The 16959-nt window shown below is 32.7% G+C and carries 14 protein-coding genes; 5 read left to right on the forward strand and 9 right to left on the reverse strand.

Features of this window, described 5'->3' with window-relative positions:
• The 9 genes from Q4Q34_RS16135 to Q4Q34_RS16175 all read right to left on the reverse strand — a co-directional run bounded on the left by Q4Q34_RS16135 (position 1) and on the right by Q4Q34_RS16175 (position 7971).
• Positions 1-1413 carry an ArnT family glycosyltransferase gene (locus Q4Q34_RS16135; RefSeq protein ID WP_303315170.1) on the reverse strand — a complete coding sequence of 471 codons (1413 nt, stop codon included), beginning with the start codon at positions 1411-1413 and terminating at the stop codon, positions 1-3.
• On the reverse strand, positions 1383-2177 hold the full coding sequence (locus Q4Q34_RS16140) for a glycosyltransferase (protein WP_303315168.1): 795 nt from the start codon (positions 2175-2177) through the stop codon (positions 1383-1385). The genes Q4Q34_RS16135 and Q4Q34_RS16140 overlap by 31 nt, the downstream gene beginning before the upstream one ends.
• Positions 2178-2184: 7 nt before the next feature.
• Positions 2185-3264: a glycosyltransferase family 9 protein gene (locus Q4Q34_RS16145; protein WP_303315166.1), complete on the reverse strand. Its 1080-nt coding sequence runs from the start codon at positions 3262-3264 to the stop codon at positions 2185-2187.
• A complete protein-coding gene (locus Q4Q34_RS16150) occupies positions 3264-3830 on the reverse strand; it encodes a phosphatase PAP2 family protein (RefSeq protein ID WP_303315165.1) in 567 nt (188 codons plus the stop codon). The genes Q4Q34_RS16145 and Q4Q34_RS16150 overlap by 1 nt, the downstream gene beginning before the upstream one ends.
• A gap of 98 nt (positions 3831-3928) precedes the next feature.
• Positions 3929-4126 carry a GDCCVxC domain-containing (seleno)protein gene (locus Q4Q34_RS16155; protein WP_303315164.1) on the reverse strand — a complete coding sequence of 66 codons (198 nt, stop codon included), beginning with the start codon at positions 4124-4126 and terminating at the stop codon, positions 3929-3931.
• 8 nt (positions 4127-4134) lie between these two features.
• On the reverse strand, positions 4135-5388 hold the full coding sequence (locus Q4Q34_RS16160) for a sensor histidine kinase (protein WP_303315163.1): 1254 nt from the start codon (positions 5386-5388) through the stop codon (positions 4135-4137).
• Positions 5389-5391: 3 nt separating this feature from the next.
• Positions 5392-6072, reverse strand: a complete 681-nt coding sequence (locus Q4Q34_RS16165; protein ID WP_303315162.1) for a response regulator transcription factor — start codon at positions 6070-6072, stop codon at positions 5392-5394.
• A 319-nt stretch (positions 6073-6391) separates the two neighbouring features.
• Complete coding sequence (locus Q4Q34_RS16170; RefSeq protein ID WP_303315161.1) at positions 6392-7210, reverse strand: SMP-30/gluconolactonase/LRE family protein; 819 nt, start codon at positions 7208-7210, stop codon at positions 6392-6394.
• Between the two features lie 14 nt (positions 7211-7224).
• On the reverse strand, positions 7225-7971 hold the full coding sequence (locus Q4Q34_RS16175; RefSeq protein WP_303315160.1) for an SDR family NAD(P)-dependent oxidoreductase: 747 nt from the start codon (positions 7969-7971) through the stop codon (positions 7225-7227).
• Positions 7972-8440: 469 nt separating this feature from the next.
• Between Q4Q34_RS16175 and dgoD the strand changes: the two genes are divergently transcribed.
• From dgoD to Q4Q34_RS16200, 5 genes are all read left to right on the forward strand, one after another.
• On the forward strand, positions 8441-9598 hold the full coding sequence (gene dgoD / locus Q4Q34_RS16180) for a galactonate dehydratase (RefSeq protein ID WP_303315158.1): 1158 nt from the start codon (positions 8441-8443) through the stop codon (positions 9596-9598).
• Between the two features lie 381 nt (positions 9599-9979).
• Entirely contained in the window at positions 9980-10426 is a 447-nt protein-coding gene (locus Q4Q34_RS16185) for a hypothetical protein (protein ID WP_303315157.1), read from the forward strand.
• A 455-nt stretch (positions 10427-10881) separates the two neighbouring features.
• Positions 10882-12186: a hypothetical protein gene (locus tag Q4Q34_RS16190; protein WP_303315155.1), complete on the forward strand. Its 1305-nt coding sequence runs from the start codon at positions 10882-10884 to the stop codon at positions 12184-12186.
• A 178-nt stretch (positions 12187-12364) separates the two neighbouring features.
• A complete protein-coding gene (locus Q4Q34_RS16195; protein ID WP_303315153.1) occupies positions 12365-13816 on the forward strand; it encodes a T9SS type B sorting domain-containing protein in 1452 nt (483 codons plus the stop codon).
• 1 nt (position 13817) lies between these two features.
• Positions 13818-16883 carry a PorP/SprF family type IX secretion system membrane protein gene (locus Q4Q34_RS16200; RefSeq protein WP_303315152.1) on the forward strand — a complete coding sequence of 1022 codons (3066 nt, stop codon included), beginning with the start codon at positions 13818-13820 and terminating at the stop codon, positions 16881-16883.
• Positions 16884-16959 lie beyond the last annotated feature (76 nt).

The following is a 16959-nucleotide window of genomic DNA, read 5'->3' on the forward strand; positions in this document are numbered from 1 at the left end:
TTATTGATAAGAATAGATGCTTTTGTATTTATTAGACTGTATTTTTTTTAACTTGGTTTTTTGCTCTTTTTTTAATGAAAGCGTATCACGATGCGAAATAATTAGTAAAAAAGGCGTTCTTGTTTGCAATGCTTCATTGAATTGATTTGAAGTCATTAATTTAATTTTCCCATTTGAATAAAATCTGCTAGAATAACTTTTCTTATGCAAATGATAAACAGGAATACTGTCATCAGCTTTATCATTCAACAAATATTTGTCGGTCTTACTATAAAACTCTAGACTTTTATTCTGAAGAGAGACTGTGAAGAAGATAACCGCAATTATTGGTATTATTAAACTGGTTATTAAATACGTTTTTTGCAATGTTATGGAGCTCCACCAAAAAACAATCAACAATGCTAAAGGGATCATAACAGGCATGATGTATGGGTGGATTAGACTTTTGGAAATGGTAAAGAAAATAGGGGTCCATAACAGCCATAACATGAGAAACAATAACCATTTGTTTGTTTTTAGATTAAGTCGCGCAGTCCATATTTTTTTAATAACTAAGATCATCCACGGCAGTGTAAATAAAATAAGGAATACCCATATCATGCCTATAGGTTGAGATTTTGGAAAACCATATTTATCACCGCTCCAACTAGAATCCAAAAAACGTTTAAAGTGTTCGCCTACTATAAAATAGTCCCAAAAGCCAGGACTCGCTTTTTCGGCAAAATAATACCAGGGGATACTTATTATAATGACGATAAGTGTGCCTATTAGCCAAGGCATTTTTCTTATTACTTTTATATGGTCTTTAAAAAACAATAGCCAGAGACACAGAGGAGGCAAAGTTAAAATGATAATAATCGGACCTTTTGCCAATAACCCTAATCCTAGCCCTACGAAGAATAAATAATTCCAAACAGTTCTTTTTTCAGTTTTACTACTTTCCCAAAAAGAAAGCATGGTTAGCACAACGCAAAAACAAAGTGACATGTCTGTAGAGACAACACCAGCATGTAATAAAAACTCAGGAATGGTTAACAGAATAAAGGCAGGTAAGAAGAAAGGTAATCCTTGTTGCTTAGAGTATTTACCAATCATAAAAATTATTAAAATGGCAAATATTAAAGAAGGTAATCTTACCGCAAATTCTGTTACCCCGAAGAGGTTTATACTAAAAGCAGATAGCCAGGTTGATAAGGGTGGTTTGGCCCAAAAAGGGATGTTATAATCAATTTGTAGCGTTATCCAATTATTGGTCTCGGACATGATTCGGGCAATCTCGGCATATCGAGCCTCAGTTTTATCCATTAGAGGAAGCACAGCATTAATAAAAACCCTTATTATTAATAAAACCAATGTGCTTAATAAATAAAATATAGGCTTATTTAAAGTATGCTTTGAAGAACTGCCTTCCATGAAGTTTTTGTTTGTGTTTTATACTTTTTTGAGATTAATATAAGGTCGTACCAAAGTGTAAAAAAATAAGATATCTTGACTTTAGAATTGCTAGTGTCTATCCAAGATTCTAAAGGGATTTCTTTTACAGTATGTTTGATACTATTTTTGCCTATAAGTTGAATTAAACGATGAAATAACTCAACATCAAATAGCCATTTTGAAAGAAACCTTTCTTTAAACAATTGCCTGGCTAAATCTGCTCTAAATACTTTACAACCGCACTGTGAGTCGTAAATAGAAAGTTTTAATTGCATAGAAATTAGCGTAGCAATAAGCCGTCCAATAAAAAACCTGAGCAGTTTTCTATTAATAATATTATCTATTTTAGATATTCTTGACCCAAAAACAAATAAAACCTTGTTGTCAATAAGTTTACTTAATTTTAAACATTCATCTAAAGTTGTTGACAAATCCGCATCCAAATAAGCGATTTTACTAAATCTTAAATGTTTTTCCGAAAATAAAAACCCCGAACGAACTGCTGCGGCCTTCCCGCTATTTGTTTTTAAGTTATTAATAAAAACTTGGTTAGGAGCTCCTGCTTTTATTTTGTGAAGTATTTCAAGTGTATTATCGCGTGAACCATCATTAGAAAAAACAATAGCAACATTATTCTTCTTCTGTAAGAAAGAATGGAATACCTCTGTTTGTAGTCTTCCAAATTCATTATAACAAGGAATAACTAGTACCAGGGAAAAATGTGTATGACTATAATAACTCATAAACTATTTAAACTGCTAGTTTTTTTATTGGATTTAAACTGTTTTTTACTTTTTTAATAATATCGTCTGTTGATTCCATGTTTGTGTTAACAGCAGTACTATTATTACTATAAGGATGGTATCTCTTTATATTAGAAACCGAAAACAATCCAATGGTTGTGGTTTGCGATGCAGATGCTAAATGCATAATACCGCTATCTGCACCAATAAAAATTTCTGTGTTAGCAATTACAGCCGCTATTTCTCGAATATCCTTACTATAAAATGAAGAAGCCTTAAATTGAATCTGGGAGACATTTTCTACAGGTAAAATTTCAAGAATATTATAGTCATTAAATTCAGCTTTTAATTTTTCGTAAAAAGAGAGCCACCAGGATTCACTGTAGCACTTTTTATCCGTAGCATAAGTAAATATGCTAATACTTTTATTTTGTTTGTTAACAGCTAATTGGTCTACAATTTTTTTTCCATGATTTATTTCTGCAGGATCAAGCTTTATATCTAATGAAGGAATAACGTTTTTGCTTTTATGACCAAACAAGGTTAGGTATTCCCTTAACAAATAGATTTGTTCTTTTGCCATATGATGTTCAGTGTTATGTATAAGATGCTTATTTTCATCAGGATTACCTATTATTTTATGTTTTGAAGCGGATAATAGAGTAAATAACTTCCCTGAAGATGAATCGCTTGCTCCATTAATAGCGATATCATATTTTCTTTTTCTTACAGATAGGCATCCTTTTAAATAGTGTAGGGGATATTTAAAAGGCCTTTTTGGTAATTGGATAATCTTATCTACAGGATTGTAATTTTTAAAAATAATGGGAGACAGCCCACCATTTACAATTAAATCAACTTTACAATTTGGAAATGTTGAAATAACTTCCTTTACCAAAGGCGAAGTAAGTAGTTGATTGCCTAACCTATGGTTTGGTCTACAAATTAGGATGTTTTTTATTTCATTTACATTTATGGTCTCGCCTTTATTGGGAACCTTGGTGTTAGAAATGTTTTTGGTAATAGCATGCATGAATTTCCTCTTGTAAACATTTATTCTTTTTAAAAGTTTTTTGCGCTGATTCATTAAAATTTATATTTAAAACCTATGAGGTAATTATTGTTATTATTTGAAAAAGAAAGACTGAGTTTTTTCTTTTGATAAGGTGTTGTAAACAGGTAAGAACTGCCAATACCAACAAGAGCACCAACAAGTATGTCCCAATGGTCATGTTTTTTAGCATCTATCCTGCTAAAAGCTGTAAATCCAGCCAAAACATAAAATGGGATACTTTTTTTAAAGCCGTATCTTTTATGAATAAATGAAGCTGCTTGGAAAGTAACAGATGTATGACCCGAAGGAAATGAGTTTTCGTTGCTCGCGTCTGGTCTTGATTTGTTAATCGATAACTTTAAACCATAAGTAATAATACTTGAAAGGATGGCTCCTTTGGTGAATTGCCAACGCCCTTTTTTATCTTTGAATAACAAAGTCGTTGTAACTGCAGCAACAGGAGCGGTAAATAGTATAACATCTCCTGCAGTTTCTATGGTTTTGTTTTGTGAAAACGAATAGAAACAATTAACAAGTAGAATGGTTAATAGCCAAACTGTTGTGAAAGCATTACACGTATGTTTTAAGACTGGTAGCATCTGGTTTTTCTAATGAATCGCCAAAGTAGATGCAGAATCTTAAATTACTCTTAAGAGAAGTTTAAGAAGATCTATAGTTTAAGTATTGGTAGAAATGATTATCCTTCTAAGACCTTTTGAGAACTAGGACATTTAGTATTACCATAAGAACAAAAAATACAGCAGCTACCATCTAACGGTCTCAATATTTTTTTGCAATTACCGCATTCGTGTATAAAATGAATACTGGTTTCGGACATTTTTGCGTTCATTTTATGGTTACAATAGGGGCAAGAAATAGTAGCTTCTAATGGCATGGGTATTATTAGTTAAAAGTTAATTTAAAAACATGCAGATTATCACTAAACGTATAGCTAATGGTATAATCATAATTATCACAAATTTTCTTAACAATAGCTAACCCAAGACCAAGAGATTTCTTGGTTGTGTTCTCTTTATAAAATCGATCGTATAATTTTTCAGGGTTTTTAATAGCCGCTTCTCCAGAGTTTGACACTATAAATTCATTAGCAACGACTTTTACAATAATCTCTCCTTCAGAAGATGTGTATTTTATAGCATTTGATAATAAATTATCAGCAATTATTCTTGCTAAATATGAATCACCATTAATTTCAATAGATTCCATTTCTGTTGTTAGAATGGGAACCTTATTTAATCCCTCAAAAGATTCTATAGAATTTTTTAGAATATTGGTGAAATTAATCCGATTAGAGGTTTTAAATTGTTGATTTTCAATTTTAGCTAATAGAATTAATTTTTTATTGAGTGTTGCTAGCCTGCGGGCATTATTAGATATTTCTATTAAAAGGTTGTACTGTTTTTCATTAATTTGATTCTCATCAAATAGATTACCAATCTTAGCTTGAATGTTAGCCAAAGGCGTTTGGATTTCGTGAGAGACATCTTCTGTAAATTGTTTTAAATTTTGATAGTCTGAAATAACCTTATTTGTTAAGGTTTTTATTTCTGTATTTAATTCGGAAAATTCTTCTATATCTGTTTCTTCCAGATTGAGAGCTTTGTTGGATTGTATAGAAAACGTCTTTATTTTTTTAAGGTTATCAAAAAAAGGCTTCCAAACTAATGCGGTGTTTTTTCTACTTAAATAATATTGTGCCAGAAACACTGTTATAAGAATTACGACATAAGACAAAATAATAGCTTGTAAAATATCGTATAGCTCCATAACCTTGGTTCTAACGGAAATTTTATATGTCCTTTCATTTATTTTTTTATATGTGATTAGTTCCATATAAGGTTCTAACTCTTCTTCAGCAGGATCATATAAAATAGTGTCTTTTATTCTCTGCGTCCCTACATATTTAACTTCTTGGGTGTTTATTATTGGATGCACATTAATAAGAACCCCTTCTTTTTCAATTAATTTTTCAATTCTAAATGCCTGTGAATTTAGAGCTTCTTCGGTTTCGTCTTCTATAATATACTTGGTAACAAAATATAAAACAATAACGCTCAAGACCATGGCAAGCAAACCATAAGTCAAAAAACTTCGGGATGTTTTTTTTAGTAATTTTATTTTCTTTTTCTGGTTCATAATTTACATGTCTTCATCCGTAAATTTGTACCCAATTCTATAAACGGTTCTAATATAGTTAGCAGCGACATCTGTTAGTTTTTTTCGTAAATGATTGATGTGTACATAGATGAAGTCAAAACTATCAACAGTATCGATATTATCGCCCCATAGATGTTCTGCGATAACTTCTTTTGAAAGTACTCTGTTTTTATTAGTAATAAAATAAACCAGTAAATCATACTCTTTTTTAGTTAACTGTATTGGTTTTTCATTAACATAAGCTTGCATGGCTTCTGTTTTAATTTTTATTTCGTTAAAAGAGATATTGGAATCTCCATCATATTTACCTCTTCGCATCACAGCTTTAATACGTGAATTTAGTTCCGTAAGATGAAAAGGCTTCGTTAAATAATCATCAGCCCCTAAATCTAATCCTTCTACTTTGTCATCAAGCGAGTTATTTGCCGAAATAATAATTACAGGAATTTTTTTACCCTCTTTTTTTATTAGTTTTAATAAATCCAATCCATTACCGGTTATTAAATTTATATCTAAAAGAATGAGGTCGTATTCATATATAGAGACTTTGGAGATCGCTTCATAATAATCAGAAGCAGTTTCACATATGTGAGCATCTCTATTTAAAAATTTAACGATAGATTCTTGTAATGTTATTTCATCCTCAGCGATTAATATTTTCATTTATTCTTTAATTGTAATTTTGCAAAATATATTAAGAATCTTAAGTTACTCTTAAGCATCTTTAAAGATAAGTTTAATAAAAGTATAAAAAATCAGAATTTCTAGTTTAAATTTTTGCCCTAACGTATCTGTTAGTCATTAGAGTCTTTTATTGAATTTATAGGTACTCATCCAGATACTCCATAAATAGAAGTTGAAGGGATAATTTACCTTTAGGTTTTTTAAACCCCCTTTTCCTACATCAGTTCAAAAAAAATGTTCCAATTTTTCAATCTGAAAAATTGGAACATTTACGCTAACTTCAACAAAGTTTATAAATTCAAATTTTATTCAGTTTAACGTAAAACAACCCGCCTCCGTAGATATCCTCATTAAGGTCATCCTTGGCAGTTGTTATATATAAGTTAGAATCATTATCAAAACAACACGACGTGACATTTGTGCATGGTAATTTTATGTCCTCTATTTTTTCTCCGTTTAACGGATTCCACTTAGAGATGCATCCGCCTCCCCATTCAGCAATCCATAGCATACCATTTTTATCAATGCACATGCCGTCAGGACTACTTGCTCCCTTAAACTCTATGACGTTTGATATAAATTCCACCTCGCCAGTTTCTATATCATAAGAATACTTTGCTACTTTTTTTGTTGGTGTATCAATAAAGTAAAGAAATTTATTATCCAGTGAAAAGGCTAAACCATTAGAAATAGTGGTATTGTTAATAATGGTTTTATACTCACCTTTATGATATGAAAAAACGTGTCCTATTTTCTCTTTAACTTCAGGGTATCCCATGGTTCCTATAATAATCCTTCCAATGGGATCTTTGATGCCATCATTATATCTTACAGCATTATCTATATCAATTTGAAAAACAAATTTCTTTTGTAATGTGTTGAAGTCTATTTCGAAAAAGCCATTTTTAGACGACACTAAGATTACTTTTTTTTCTAATAAAAACACACAGCTAACAGGAGAATCTAATTTTATACTTAGAATCTCTTTAGTTGCAGGGTTATAATAATATACCAAACAATCAAAAATGGATACAAAATAAAGGTCATTGTTTTTTTCGTCAAAAACAGGGCCTTCTAAAAGTTCTGAGTCAGAATGAAAAACTAAAGATGGAATCATAAAAATAAAGTTAGTTATATATATTGACCACCAGTAATTCTAATTAAAGAGCCAGTTGTCATTGCAGATTCGTCAGAGATTAAATGCATTACAGCTGGTACAGGGTCAGTAGGGGTTAGCATACGTCCCATTGGAATATCATGAGCAGCTTGACGTTTTAATTCTTCTTCACTTATGCCTTCTTCATCTCTTAATTCTAATTCTCCTTCTGTAGTTGTCCACCCCATTACCACGTAATTCGATCGAATGCCATATTCAGCATAATGATGAGCAAGATGACTAGAGAAAGTGTAAAGCGTACTTTTAGTAAGCGCATATGCCGTTCTGTCTTTCATACCATAATCCATGTGAGCAGAACCAAAAAATATAATAGAACCTGTTTTGAATTCCATCATAGATTTTAAAACATGTTTGATTAAAAAATAAGGTGATTTTAGATTAACATTGAAAACACTATCATAAACATCTTCCTTGGTTTCAATTATAGAAGCTACAGGAGTTATTCCAGCATACAAAACTAGAGCGTCTATCCTTTCAAATCTTTTTTTAGTTTGAATAACAAAATTTTCAAGCTCATTGGTGGTATTTAAATCAATCTTATGAAAATAGAGTTTATCTTCCGCTTGCAAAGATTGGATGAGTTCATTGCCTTCCTCAAGGTTTCGACCACAAAAAGAAACATTGTAACCTTTTTTTAAACAAGATTTAAGTATCTCCTTACCAACGCCTTTGGTACCCCCTAATATCATTACTGTCTTCATAAATGTTTTAATAAATTAAGATTTAATTAACTTGTGTAAAAATCTAAATGTTTTATTAAGACAAAGTGTTTTAGAGTCATTTGTTTGTTTCCCTCAGTAAAAAATATTTTAAGGATAATCAAAATGAACACGTATTGGAATTCGATAATGTTCAATTTTGGAAAGGCATAAATAGGTTGATGTTATTTTCATAATAAACGTTAAGAAACATTTATTTACTTATAACTACAAAAATATAACCCTAAGAAACTTATAATAGTTTTTAATACTCGATTTTTGATAATTAAGTTTATGTGGGGAAAGTGACAAGGACTAACTTAAAATTTTTATATTGACTTTAAAAAGTAATATTACGAGAGAATGTGAATCTTTCTGCTGCAATTAAGACAACATCTATTGAAACATACAATATGCCGTGTTGATAAAGTTAAGCGTGGTGTATATCATAAATAACATAAAATAAAATTAAATGAACGATTTAAAAATTGTTAAGATTGAATTATTCAAAGTACCACCGCGTTGGTTATTTCTTAAGATAACTACCCAGTCAGGTATTGTAGGTTGGGGAGAACCTGTTGTTGAAGGAAAAGCAGATTCAGTAGCTGCTTGTGTAAAAGAGTTAGAAAAATTTGTAATTGGTCGTAATGCAAATGAAATAGAAGATATATGGCAGGTTTTATACCGTGGTGGATTTTATAGAGGCGGCGCAATTTTAATGAGTGCTATTTCAGGAATCGATCAAGCTTTATGGGATATAAAAGGAAAACATTTAAATGTACCTGTTTATGAACTTTTAGGTGGGGCAGTTCGTGATAGAATGAAAATGTATTGTTGGATTGGTGGAGATAACCCGGATGTAGTCTTAGAACAAGCACATGAAAAGGTGAAAGCTGGTTTTAAAGCTGTAAAAATGAATTGCACAGGGGCCATGGATTGGGTGTCTTCTATAAAAGACGTTAAAACGGTAGCTAATAATATAAAACTATTAAGAGAGGAGTTTGGGTACGATTTAGATATAGGGTTAGATTTTCATGGGAGAATCCATAAACCCATGGTAAAGCGATTGATAGATGAACTGGTTCCATATGAACCGATGTTTATTGAAGAGCCAGTTTTAACAGAAAATAATGATGCTTTAAAACATATATATGGCTATACTAGCATACCTATAGCTACAGGTGAACGTATGTTTTCAAGATGGGATTTCAAGGACATATTACACCAAGGTGTTGTAGATATTATTCAACCAGATTTAAGTCATGCGGGTGGTATTTCGGAAGTAAGACGTATTGCTGCTATGGCAGAAGCTTATGATATTACTTTGGCACCTCATTGCCCTCTTGGTCCAGTTGCTTTGGCATCTTGCTTACATGTAGACTTTGTATCTGCAAATGCAATCATTCAAGAAAGTAGTATAGGTATACACTATAATCAAGGTTATGATATCTTAGATTACATGACTAACCCAGAGCTATTTGATATTAAAGATGGTTATATAGAACTGTTTAAAAAACCAGGTTTGGGTGTAGATATAGATGAAGATAAGTTAAAAGAAGCACAAAAAGTGGGACACGATTGGTCTAATCCGATTTGGAGACGCAAAGATGGAAGTTTTGCCGAATGGTAATGCTATAATAATATTTGTTTAGGTTATAGGTTTAAATTTCTTTATTTCTGAAATTACTTGGTGAGATGTTTTTTCTTAGTCCAGTATGTTATGCTGTCGGGATATTTATATGCTTTTTGTAAAGTGATTATCAATATTTTAACCCGCCTCATTTGATAATGATTAATAAATTACCTTAGATTAGTGAGTAAGAATGAGTAACATGTAGCATTTAAAAACAAAAACTTTACATTTTTATACTATTTTTATCTAATTGTAACTCACTGTTATACTATAAAATTTTACAAAATTTAGGACAAAATGCAAAAAAATCGGTTAAAATGTTGTTTTTTAAGATTAATTGCATAGTTTTGCTATTCATAATCAAGAAAATTTTGTAATATGAAAATGAAAATTATATTTTTTAGTCTTAGTTTATTTTTAATAACAGGTGCCACCTTTGCCCAAAAAAAGGATACACCTAAAAGTATTATTAGCGAAAAAGTTGGTATAAAGAAATACCACGATAAAGAAGAATTAGACCGTATGCAAAAAGGTCAATTATTAGAGCTTTATATAGAGCGAATAAAACTTCTTGTAAAAACATTACCTTATATAGCATTTGCAACCAAGCCAGGTGTAACAATGTCTACTTTAGGTATCCCAAATACAAAAGATAATAGAGAAACTTTGAATGATGAGTTTGAAGCTTCAGATGCTTTTCTTGAAACGACTCTGAATTTCCAGCGAACCATGTTGCCCTATTCAGATAAAAGTAATTTGATTGCTGCCATTATCTTTTATGAAGATACAATGAAATCGCTGCATCAATACAGTGAATTTCATTAATTAAGAATTTATTTATATTATTTGTATCGTCTGACCTGATGATGATGATTTACAAATAATTAAAAGATTTTCATTAACCATATATATTATATAAATAAGGTATAATAATAATTAAACCTTATTCCTTATTATTCTATAATTTATTTTATGGCACAAAACAATTTGTGCAAAATATAGAATAACAAAAACCATTATAACATTACAGATTTTCTAAAAGTTTAAAACTTTATAAACACAAATTTTTTTCATTTATAAAGTTTTAGACTTTCGTTATATAAGATTTTTTATTTAGATAAGAGTGGAAGAAATAAACAGGTGCATTACATCGAATAAATTAATAAGTAAAAACCTACATAATTATGCATTTCATCGAATTTATTCGCTTTTTATGGAATTAAATTGTAAATAATTGTAAATTTGAATACTGAACTTAACAAGTGTTAATAATAACAGCTATGAAAAAAATTATACAAATAATGATGTTCCTTTTACTGGTTGGAAGTGCATCGGCGCAGCAAGAAAAAGGAATAATTGGTACAGATAATTGGTTAAATAATTGGACCGATTTTTATCCTAAAAGTGCTGACTATGGAGAGCCTAGTCAGATTCTTACAGGAAACATATCTAAAGATACTAAACTATATAAAAAAGATACATATCTATTAATGGGTAATGTTTTTGTTACAGATAGTACTACACTAACTATAGAACCAGGAACCGTAATCATTGGTGATTGGGAATCAAAAGCATCTCTAACTATTGCCAAAGGAGCAACTATAATAGCTGAAGGTTTAGAAACCGACCCTATAGTGTTTACTTCTAATAGAAGTGTTAAAAAAGCTGGTGATTGGGGAGGCATTATTTTATTAGGTGATGCCCCAACTAATAAATTTGGAAATGGTTCTGTTGCATCTATGTATGCGAATCTTGACCAATCATCTTATGGACATACAAATTACGGTGGTAATAATATTAAAAGTAATTCTGGGGTATTAAAATATGTTAGAATTGAATATGCAGGAAAGAGAAGAAGAGGAGGAGCAAATTTTGATGGTCTATTATTAGCCAGTGTAGGTAGTGAAACTGTATTGGAAAATATAATGGTAAGTTATTGCGCTGGAGATTCTTTTGAGGTAATAGGCGGAGAGGTGAATTTACTTAAAGCGGTTTCTTATAGATCTAATAGTAATGACTTTAAATTTAATTTAGGAACACAATCTAGATTAGATAATTCATTAGCAATCCGATCTCCATATTCAACCAGTAGTGCTGGAGCAAGATGTTTAGAAATTACTTCATACGATAAAAAAGAAGAAGTTGATTTCACAAAAGCAGGAACAACAGTAATTGCTAAAAATATGACAATGTTAAATCTAAGTGATGATTTAAATGCTCATATAGGATTAGGGTTGATTAAAGAAGCTGTTTTTATTGGTGAAAATGCTTCACTTGATATTAATAAGAGTGTTATTTCTGGATTTAATCCAGCAGTAATATTAGATGATAAAATAATTATAAATCAAGAAAATTTAGAAAAAATTAAATTTGTTGACATGTTTTTCAACAATTGTAATGGAAACATATTTAAAGAGTATAACTCTAATAATGAAGACTTAGAAAATTGGTATGGTAACAGATCTTTTTATAATGTCTATTCAAAAACTCAAAATTCAGAAACGTTTATTGATTTGAAGAATAAGAAAAGGCCTGATTATAGATTGCGTATTAATAAAATAATAGCAGCCAATGGAAAAAATTAAATTTAAAGGGAAGGTCTTCATAAAGTAAAATGATAACCTTCCCATAAATTTAAAATAAGTTTTCTTTTTATTAAACCAACCAACAATTATTAAAAGTGAATTTCAATTATTCTAATGGTATCGTTAGAACGATAATTGTTTCCCAAAGTTTTTTATTAACTAAAGAGAATGATATCGTATGAAGAACTTTACTATTAAAACTAATCTTACTACCATTGTTATTTTTCTGTTTTTTGCGGGTCAAATCAAGGCGCAAATTGTAAACCCTCCTAGCACAGAATTTACAAATGCTTGTGCGAGTCCTTCCTTTAACACTTATAATGTAAAGTTTTCATTTGAATCTACATTAATAAATGCCTCTAATCAATTTGTATTGGAGCTTTCTGATGAAAATGGGAGTTTTTCAAGCCCAGAAATACTTTTCACATCTGCTGCTGGAGCAATTACAACGTCGCCAGCTACGATTAATTTTTCTGTACCAACTACAATTGCAGGAGAAGCATATAAAGTACGAGTAAAAAGTACTTCACCGGCATCAACAAGTAGCGGTTCTAATTCTTTTGCTGCATATTATAAATTTCAAGACACACCTTTTACTATTAATAACTTAAATGAGACAGGTGTTTACTGTGCCGGAGGAAGCTATTTACTTACTATAGATAATCCGGGAACAGGAGACAACGATTCGCCATTACAATATCCTTCATTAACATTTAATTGGTTTAAAGAAACAAGCCCAACTACATCCGTTTTTGTAGATTCTGGGGCTAGTTTAGCTGTTAGTGAACCAGGAACCTATTTTGTTGAAACAAATTATGGGTCCTGTTCTTCAAATTCGTTTTCAAATAGAGTAACCGTTAGTCAAGCCTCATCTGGAGGCTCTACTAGTATAAGTTCTAGTTTTGGTAATCCATATTGTTCTAGTTTAGGGGCAACAACTTTAAGTACTGTTTCTGGTGGTGTTAGCTATCAGTGGTTTAAAGATGGTAATGAGATTGCAGATGCTACAAGTGATACATATATAACAGACCAATCTGGATTATACGAGGTAAATGTTTCATTAGGAGCATGTTCAACTAGTGGATCCATTAATTTAGATGCCAATCAATTTACAAGTAGTATTGATGTTGAGGAGACACCAGCTGTTAATTTAATGCCAGCAAGTGGGACTTTAACAATTACTTTAACAGATACAGCAACTAATCCAGAATATGAATGGTATTTAAACGACGTATTAATTCCAGGAGCTACTGGCAATAGTTTTGAAGCATCGCAGATAGGTGACTATAAGGCTGTTATAAAACAAACGGTAGGTTGTGTATCATCAAAAGAATTTCTTTTTGTAATACAAGAAACCTTTCCCGATGTTGAAAATATCCCCAATTTAATAAGCCCTAATGGAGACGGTGTAAATGATACTTGGGTAATTCCCAAAGCGTATATAACAGGAACAAATGCAGAAATTATATTAATTAGCTCGCAAGGAGAAATTGTATTTCAAACCAATGATTATCAGAATAATTGGCCACAAACAGAATTAGATTTTAAAGATGTAAACCCAGTTTACTATTATATAATAACTACCGAGGATCAAAAAACAAAAAAGGGTTCAATTACGGTTATAAAATAGCATGAAGAAGTATTTAATACATATCGTTTTATTTTTATGTTTTACGCAACAATTCCATGCTCAAGAAGATGGGGTTGTTTCGTTTGCAATACCTGTTAGAAATTCTTTAAAATTTAATAGACATATTATTAACCCGACCTTTAGTTTTGTAAGAGAACAAAATAAATATATTAGTTTTAACAATAGAAGACAATGGGTTCAATTCGATGATGCCCCACAAACATATTTATTTGGATATTCTGGTAGGTTTAGAGAAGACATAGGAGTTGGCGTTAGTTTATTTCAACAAAATTATGGCGTATTAACAACTTTTGGAGGGCTTTTAAACTTTGCCTATAATGTCGTTTTAAATAGAGATAGTAATCTAACTTTTGGTCTAAATTTAGGATTTTACAGAAGTGGTTTAAACGAAGGTAAAGTCGTAACAAATTTCCCAGATTCATCATTGGATAATATCCCTTCAAACTCCCTACTAACCATAAACCCTGGAATAAATTATGGTACAGACTTTCTTGATTTTGGAATCGCAATAAACAATGCTGTTTTGTATAATCTTAATGCATCTAAAATGGTTGAAGATGATCCAGAACAAAGTGTACAAGCTCATGTTATGTACACTGGTTATGCAAATACCCGTGGTTTTTTTGATGAAAGTAAATTTTCTGGACTAATCAAGTCAGAATTCAAAAAAGACAATACAGTCATTTCAGGAATAGCCATGCTAACAGTACCCAAAGGTATTTGGGCGCAAGCAGGGTATAATACTTTGTACGGGTTATTTGGTGGTATAGGTTTTAATATAAGTACTCAGATTTCTATAGAGTATAATTATGAAAAAGCGATGGGAGACCTAGTAGATTTTGGTAGTTCCCATGATATTACTTTAGCTTATAAATTCAAAAACAGATACAGATATAGATATAGTGGTGATGAAGAAGAAGGTTCTGTTATTATTCCAGACAAAAAATCGAGACGTTATATCGCTAAGCGAAGAGCGCCTTCTAAACCAAAAGTATCAGCTCAAGATAGAGCAGCTGCAAGAGCTAAAGCTAAGGCGGATGCTGAAGCCAGAGTAGCAGCAGCGGAAGCAAGAGCAAAAGAAAGAGCAGAAGCAGCAGAAAGAGCTAAAGCTGAAGCTGAAGCCAAAGCAGGAGAAGAAGCTAGACTAAAACGAGAGGCTGAAGCGGCAGCGGCCAAGGCCAAAGCAGACGAAGAAGCTAGACTAAAACGAGAGGCTGAAGCGGCAGCGGCCAAGGCCAAAGCAGACGAAGAAGCTAGACTGAAACGAGAAGCAGAAGCGGCAGCGGCCAAGGCGAAAGCGGACGAAGAAGCTAGACTGAAACGTGAGGCAGAAGCGGCAGCGGCCAAAGCAAAAGCAGACGAAGAGGCTAGGCTTAAACGTGAGGCAGAAGCGGCAGCGGCCAAGGCGAAAGCGGACGAAGCGGCTAGGCTTAAACGAGAAGCAGAAGCGGCAGTGGCCAAAGCCAAAGCGGACGAAGAAGCTAGACTGAAACGAGAGGCAGAAGCGGCAGTGGCCAAAGCGAAAGCGGACGAAGAAGCTAGACTGAAACGTGAGGCAGAAGCGGCAGCGGCCAAAGCGAAAGCAGACGAAGAAGCTAGACTGAAACGTGAGGCAGAAGCGGCAGCAGCCAAGGACAAAGCAGACGAAGAAGCTAGACTGAAACGAGAAGCAGAAGCGGCAGCAGCCAAGGCCAAAGCAGACGAAGAAGCTAGACTAAAACGTGAGGCAGAAGCGGCAGCGGCCAAGGCCAAAGCAGACGAAGAAGCTAGGCTTAAACGTGAGGCAGAAGCGGCAGCAGCCAAAGCGAAAGCAGACGAAGAAGCTAGACTAAAACGAGAGGCAGAAGCGGCAGCAGCCAAGGCGAAAGCAGACGAAGAAGCTAGACTGAAACGAGAGGCAGAAGCGGCAGCGGCCAAGGCCAAAGCGGACGAAGAAGCTAGATTGAAACGTGAGGCAGAAGCGGCAGCGGCCAAAGCGAAAGCAGACGAAGAAGCTAGACTGAAACGTGAGGCAGAAGCGGCAGCAGCCAAGGCCAAAGCAGACGAAGAAGCTAGACTAAAACGAGAAGCAGAAGCGGCAGCAGCCAAAGCGAAAGCGGACGAAGAAGCTAGATTGAAACGAGAGGCAGAAGCGGCAGCAGCCAAAGCGAAAGCGGACGAAGAAGCTAGACTGAAACAAGAAGCAGAAGCGGCAGCGGCCAAGGCGAAAGCAGAGGAAGAAGCTAAAGCAGCAGCACCAACACCAGTTGACGATATTACTAAATCGATGAATGATTTATTAACAAAGCTAGATGAAACGGTAGCTAGTAGAGATAAAGATCTTAAAGATTTAAAAGAAGAAAATGATTTAGGTGAAAAAGGAATTTTCACAGCGCCGAAACCTTTTAAAAGTATAACAGCAGAAAATGCGGCACTAGAATCCTTGAAGTCAGAACTTGATGGTGTTATAAACACCCGAAATGAAAAAATTACAGAACTAGAAAAATCATATAGAGGTTCAATCAACCCTGCTGATTTAAAAATGCTGGAAAGATTGAAATTAGAGCAAGCGCAAGCATTGAAGTCTAGAGAAAATTTAATGGGAACATTAGAAAAAATTAAAGTAGCTACAGAAATAGAGAGAAAACGAAGAATTAAGCGAGCAGCTTACGATAATGCGGATGATAGATATTCTAAGGATATGGCAACATTAAATAGAATTAAGCAAAATACTCCTGTAAGTTCAGTACCTCTTAAAGAAGAAGATTTTGATTTTGGTGAAAAACAGAGTGGTAATATACGGATTGTAAAAGATGTTAAAAATGTAGAGAGTGGTTATTATTTAGTGATTGCTGTACATGATAATGTTGATAAAAGAGATGAATTTGTGAAGAAAACAGTATCTGCTGGACAATCAAACGTAAACTTCTTCTACGATGAAAACACTAGTAAATATTTCATTTATTATGAACAGTATAGTAGTGTAGAACAAGCAACAAGAGCTTTACAATCTAAAGGAGATAAGCCATATAATGGAGAAATGTCTATGGTTAAAATAGAAAATTAAAAAAATATATATGTAATAAAATTAGCCCAGCTTACTTTATCTGATTATGCCCCTAAACCTATGAGGATAAAGAAGC

Origin of the sequence: Flavivirga abyssicola, assembly GCF_030540775.2 — a bacterium.
Taxonomy (GTDB): Bacteria; Bacteroidota; Bacteroidia; order Flavobacteriales; family Flavobacteriaceae; genus Flavivirga; species Flavivirga abyssicola.